The sequence below is a fragment of the Mesorhizobium sp. M4B.F.Ca.ET.017.02.2.1 genome (assembly GCF_003998955.1).
Classification (GTDB): Bacteria; Pseudomonadota; Alphaproteobacteria; order Rhizobiales; family Rhizobiaceae; genus Mesorhizobium; species Mesorhizobium abyssinicae.
The window spans coordinates 1-5,483 of sequence record NZ_RZOF01000389.1 but is presented as its reverse complement, the minus strand read 5'-3'; the positions used below and the strand labels follow the sequence as shown (position 1 = coordinate 5,483).

6 protein-coding genes and 1 pseudogene are annotated in these 5,483 nt (G+C 66.6%); 4 read left to right on the top strand and 3 right to left on the bottom strand.

Features of this window, described 5'->3' with window-relative positions; translation table 11 throughout:
* Positions 1-310 (bottom strand): annotated as a pseudogene (locus EN738_RS29980) (transglutaminase family protein); the annotation flags it as partial.
* Positions 311-561: 251 nt separating this feature from the next.
* On the opposite strand from EN738_RS29980, the gene EN738_RS29975 reads away from it, so the two are divergent.
* Complete coding sequence (locus EN738_RS29975; RefSeq protein WP_127286788.1) at positions 562-1,227, top strand: HAD-IA family hydrolase; 666 nt, start codon at positions 562-564, stop codon at positions 1,225-1,227.
* Positions 1,228-1,369: 142 nt separating this feature from the next.
* Here EN738_RS29975 and EN738_RS29970 read toward each other — a convergent pair whose 3' ends face one another.
* The gene (locus EN738_RS29970) at positions 1,370-1,591 is read right to left on the bottom strand and encodes a DUF1674 domain-containing protein (protein WP_127286787.1); all 222 of its coding nucleotides are present in this window, start codon (positions 1,589-1,591) and stop codon (positions 1,370-1,372) included.
* 102 nt (positions 1,592-1,693) lie between these two features.
* On the opposite strand from EN738_RS29970, the gene htpX reads away from it, so the two are divergent.
* Positions 1,694-2,713, top strand: a complete 1,020-nt coding sequence (htpX, locus tag EN738_RS29965; protein WP_127286786.1) for a zinc metalloprotease HtpX — start codon at positions 1,694-1,696, stop codon at positions 2,711-2,713.
* Complete coding sequence (locus EN738_RS29960; RefSeq protein ID WP_245494811.1) at positions 2,710-4,086, top strand: RsmB/NOP family class I SAM-dependent RNA methyltransferase; 1,377 nt, start codon at positions 2,710-2,712, stop codon at positions 4,084-4,086. The genes htpX and EN738_RS29960 overlap by 4 nt, the downstream gene beginning before the upstream one ends.
* Positions 4,087-4,230: 144 nt before the next feature.
* Here the strand turns inward: EN738_RS29960 and EN738_RS29950 are convergent, their stop codons facing one another.
* Complete coding sequence (locus EN738_RS29950) at positions 4,231-5,148, bottom strand: phytanoyl-CoA dioxygenase family protein (protein ID WP_127286783.1); 918 nt, start codon at positions 5,146-5,148, stop codon at positions 4,231-4,233.
* A gap of 94 nt (positions 5,149-5,242) precedes the next feature.
* Here EN738_RS29950 and EN738_RS29945 point away from each other — a divergent pair.
* On the top strand, positions 5,243-5,483 hold a 241-nt coding region (locus tag EN738_RS29945; RefSeq protein ID WP_189606034.1), incomplete at its 3' end, for an AraC family ligand binding domain-containing protein.

The window sequence follows — 5,483 nt, the reverse complement described above, 5'->3', positions numbered from 1 at the left end:
AGACCAGCGCGTCGTCGGGCAGTTCCGCCACCGGCGTTTCCCCGGCCAGCGTGTTGACCTCGTCCGGCTCGCCGCTGTCCTCGACGACCGCGTCGTAGAGGATGCGAAAGCCGCCAGCGGGCGCGGTGAAGCGACGACAGCTGTTGCCGTGGCGGTCGTGGTAGACCCTGGTCGGCACCGAAGGAGATGTCAGCACGCGCGTCTGCCGCTTGATGTCGGGCTGGCGCTCGCTGTGAATGTCGAGCAGTGAGATGATCGGCGTGGCTCCGGTGCATTCAATGGCGATTTCGTAGCCGAGCCGTATCAGCATCACGATTACCCCCTGCGGTCATTCTGGAAGACAGTCTTTCAAACGCGGCAGGCCTGCCATGGTTCCGCTTGGAACGCTTTCAGGAACAGTGCGTAGTGGTCTTCCGTACGGAATTGCGCAAAACAGATATTGGAGCGGTTTGCACCGCTCCGGCGTGTCAAAAGGCAGCCTTGCGCCTTTCCACGGGCCGGCCATGAGGCTACGGTCGATCGCAGCTTAGTCCCTCCCGAAAACGACCTCCAGGATTTTAGATGTTTGCAGGCAGAAAATTCGCGGCCTTCCTGTTCGATATGGACGGCACGGTGATCAATTCCATTGCCGCGGCCGAAAGGGTGTGGACTGACTGGGCTGAGCGCCAGGGCCTCGACGTGGCGGCCTTCCTACCGACGATCCACGGCAAGCGGGCTGTCGAGACCATCGCCGGACTGATGCTTCCGGGCATCGATCCGGTGCTCGAGGCCGACACGTTGCTGAAAGCCGAAGCGGCCGATCTCGAAGGCATCGTGCCGATCGCCGGCGCGGTGGCGTTTCTGAGCTCGCTGCCGCCGGAGCGCTGGGCGATCGCCACCTCGGCGCCGCGCGAACTGGCGCTGCTGCGCATGGAGGCGGCCGGCATTCCGGTTCCCGCCGTGATCGTCGCGGCGGAGGATGTGACACGCGGCAAGCCGGCGCCCGATTGCTTCCGGCTGGCGGCCGAAAAGCTCGGCGTCGATGCGCGCGACTGCCTGATCTTCGAAGACGCGCCGGCCGGCATCGCGGCGGCGGAAGCGGCGGGTGCCACGGTGATGGTGATCAGCGCCACGCACACGCACCCGCTCGCGACGCCGCACGCATCGATCGCTTCGTACGACGGGCTTGGCATTACCGTCGATGATCGGGGTGGGATTGAGTTGGCACCGTCTCGGGCCGCGGCCTAGGGGGCGTCGAGGTTCAGGTCAGGCCGAGTCGAGAAGGGTGGTTTCCGAGAACCGGAGCGGAGCGTACTTGAAGTACGTGAGCACCGGAAGCGCAGGAAGCCAGCGTTCGCAGGCCGGCCTCACCTGAATATCGGCGCACCCGCTAAAAGTCGCTGGTGAGACCCTTCACCTCCCAGTCGCCGTAGCGGCCGGGTTCCTTGCCGCCGCGGCCGCCGATTTCCTTGGGCATCGCGGCTTCCTTTTCGCGATATTTCCGGCGCCTCGCCTCAGCCTCCGCCAGCGCGCGGCTGGCCGCCGGCGTCAGGGTCTTTTGTGGCGCGTCGCTCGCCGCCGCGGCATCGACTTTGCTGGTCTGGTCGGTCATGCGATAGTCCCGGCGCATTGAAACAGGGGCAGGTGTCTCCCATCATATAGCCATGAACTCGCAAGGATCGACCCCTTTCGCCATCACGGACGGATCTAGACGATGAACACCCTTCGCACCGCCATGCTTCTTGCCGCGATGACGGCGCTGTTCATGGGCGTCGGCTTCCTGATCGGCGGCTCCGGCGGCATGGTGATCGCGCTGCTGATCGCCGCCGGCATGAATCTGTTCAGCTACTGGAACGCCGACAAGATGGTGCTGTCGATGAATCGCGCCGTCGAGGTCGATGCGAAGAACGCGCCCGAGTTCTACGCCATCGTCGAGGCGTTGGCCAAGCAGGCCGGCCTGCCGATGCCCAAGACCTATCTGATCGACAATCCGCAGCCGAACGCCTTCGCCACCGGCCGCAATCCCGAGAATGCCGCGGTGGCCGCCTCCACCGGGCTTCTGGAACAGCTCTCGCATGAGGAAGTGGCGGCGGTGATGGCGCACGAGCTCGCCCATGTCCAGCACCGCGACACGTTGACCATGACCATCGTCGCGACGCTGGCCGGCGCCATCTCGATGCTCGGCAACTTCGCTTTCTTCTTCGGCGGCAACCGCGACAACAACAACCCGTTCGGCTTCGTCGGCGTGCTGGTGGCGATGCTGGTTGCGCCCTTCGCCGCCATGATCGTGCAGATGGCGGTGAGCCGCACCCGCGAATACGAGGCCGACCGGCGCGGTGCCGAAATCTGCGGAAATCCGCTCTGGCTGGCATCTGCCCTTGACAAGATCGCCCGCGGCGCCGAACGCATCCGCAACCCGGATGCCGAGCGCAATCCGGCGACGGCGCACCTCTTCATCATCAATCCCCTGCACGGCGAGCGCATGGACAGTCTGTTCTCCACCCATCCCAACACCGACAACCGCATCGCCGCCCTGCAGGAGATGGCGCGCGAGATGGGCGGCCGCCCAGCGCAGGCGCCACGGCAGGCGCCGACATCCGATCCGGCGGATGACGAGCGGACGCCAGGTCCATGGGACCAGGCCGCGCGGCCGGAGCAGCCGGCGCAACCCGCCAGGCCTAGGCCCAATCCTTGGGGCCGCAACCCGACCGGGCCCAAGGGTCCGTGGTCGTGAGCGGCGCCAAACGCCGGCAGCGCACCCCAGGCGATCGTGACGACAGGACCGAGGCAGTCGCGGGCCTCGCCGCGCGCAAGGCGGCGGCGCGCTTGCTTGCCGCTGTCATCGACGCGCGCACGCCGCTCGACGGCCTGACCGACCACGAGAACGGCCACCCGCAATACCGGGCGCTCGACATGCGCGACCGGGCGCTGGTGCGCGCCATACTGGTCACCGCGCTGCGCCACCGGATGACGATCGCCGGGCTGCTTTCCCGCCGGCTGGAAAAGCCGCTGCCGCAGAACGCCACCGCGCTGTCGCACATATTGCATGTGGCGGCGGCGCAGATCCTGTTCCTCGACATTCCCGACAGCGCCGCCGTCGACCTTGCCGTCACCCATGCCAAGTCCGATCCGCGCACGCTACGCTTTTCCGGCCTCGTCAACGGCGTGCTGCGCACTCTGGCGCGGGCCAAGGACGCCGAACTCGCTCCCGCGCTGGCCGCCATCGAGGAGGCGCCGACCTGGTTTTCCGGCCGGCTGAGGGCCGCCTACGGCGCGGACAAAGCGATGGCAATCCTTGCCGCGCATCGCCACGAGGCGCCGGTCGATTTCTCGGTCAAGTCCGATCCGGTGGTCTGGGCCGAGCGGCTCGGCGGCATCGTCCTGCCGACCGGCACGGTGCGGGTGGAAAGGCTCAGTGCCTCCGTCCCCGAACTTGCCGGCTTCGCCGAAGGCGCCTGGTGGGTGCAGGACGCCGCCGCCAGCCTTCCCGCCCGCCTGTTCGGCGACATCAATGGCCTGCGCGTCGCCGACCTCTGCGCCGCCCCCGGCGGCAAGACGGCGCAGCTCATCCTTGCCGGCGCGCGCGTGACCGCCGTCGACACTTCGAAGAATCGGCTGACGCGGCTGGCGCAAAATCTCGAACGCCTCGGCCTGGCCGCAGAGCTCGTGCAGACGGACCTGCTCGACTACCGGCCGGCGGAGCCGTTCGACGCCGTTCTTCTAGACGCGCCCTGCTCCTCGACCGGCACGGTCAGGCGGCATCCCGACGTGCCGTGGACCAAGACCATGGCCGATGTCGAAAAGCTCGCCGCGCTGCAGCGCAAGCTGCTCGACCGCGCCGTCGGCCTGGTCAGGCCCGGCGGGCGCATCGTCTTCTCCAACTGTTCGCTCGACCCGCTCGAAGGCGAGGAGCTTTACCGCGCTTTCCTCGCCGATACCGCCGATGTCGCCGACGATCCCATCCACTCCGGCGAGATCGCCGGCATCGATCCGTTCCTGACGCCGCACGGCACGCTGCGCACCACACCAGCCGATCTACCGCACGAATCGCCCGGACTGTCCGGTTTGGACGGCTTCTTCGCCGCCCGTATGCGGCGAGTGGCCTAGCGCCAAAGGCGGGCTGAGATTCAGGTCAGGGCGGGGACGAAAATGGTGGCTTCCGAGAACCGGAGCGGAGCGTGCTTGAAGTAAGCGAGCACCGGCAGGAAGCCGCCATTTGCAGGCTGGCCTCACCTGAATATCGGTCCGCCTTTAGAGCATGTCGTCGAGCGACCAATGCTGCCCCCACCGGGCATCGATCTCGTCATCGACGTTCTGATAGCGGATATCGGTGGAGAGCCGGATCCGCCCGGTCAGGCTTTGGTTGGTCGTCGAGGCATGGATCATGTAGGGCGAGTGAAGAACGACATCACCCGCCTCGTAGTCCGCCATCAGCCAGCGCGTATCGAACCGTTCCGCCATATCGGGCAGGTCCTTCGACACCCAGCCGCCCTCGCCCATATTGCGATTGTAGGCGCTGATGCGCTCCTCGGCGCTGAGCCCGGCATTGTCCTTCATGAACTGCGCCTCCATGGCGGCGCCGACGACGTGCGAGCCTTCGAGATAGACGAGCCCGCCCATGTCGACCGGGATGTCGCCAATCGGGATCCAGGCGGTGACGACGCGGCTGCTGCCGCCACGCAGATAGACGAGGTCGTAATGCGCCGGCGTGGCGACGGACGTGCCGGGCTGGGTGAAGCGCATGATCTTGCGCTTGTGGAGATAGGACACCCCACCCACGAACGCATCCATGAGGCGCGCCATCAGCGGCTGCGCGCAAAACCCCTCATAGGCGGTCGAGCGGACCAGCGACATCAGACGGCGATCGGCGAGCTGGCGGTCGAACGCGCCGACGGCCGCGATGCCGAGCGAAGGGTCGTGCCCGGGCATCAGCAGACCGCTCTCGGCCAGATGCGACAGCACCCAGCCGCGGAAATCGATCACATCGCCGCGCGGCAGCAAGCCCTTCAGCCAGACATAACCTTGCCTGCCGAAGAGTTCGCGGATGGCCTCGATCCCGGCGCAAGCATCGGTGGGCATCAGATACCCCAACCGGTTCGGCTCCGTCGACAGCGCCTTGCCGTTGGCCGTGAGCGCAACCGGTAGGACGATGTCGGCCGATCTTGACATTTCAATCATCCTCGACGGTTATCAGCTCCCGTGTATGTGCCTGGAACATGGCATTGTGGCCATGGACGGAACAGCAGAGCTGGACTTTTCGCTCATGCCAGATCGACATTTTGCGCTGTACAGATCGCCGCCGGCGGCCGCAGGCGGCCTGTCGGTGACCGGGGCCGGCCGCCATCGCGTCACGCAGGCAATCACCAGGCGCAGCCTGCCCGATTTTGCCCTGGTGCTGGTGGAGGAAGGGCGCGGCTGGCTTGAAACCAGGGCCGGCGGCAAGCAGGCGATCGAGGCGCCGTCCCTGTTCTGGCTATTCCCAGGCAGGACGCATTCCTATGGGC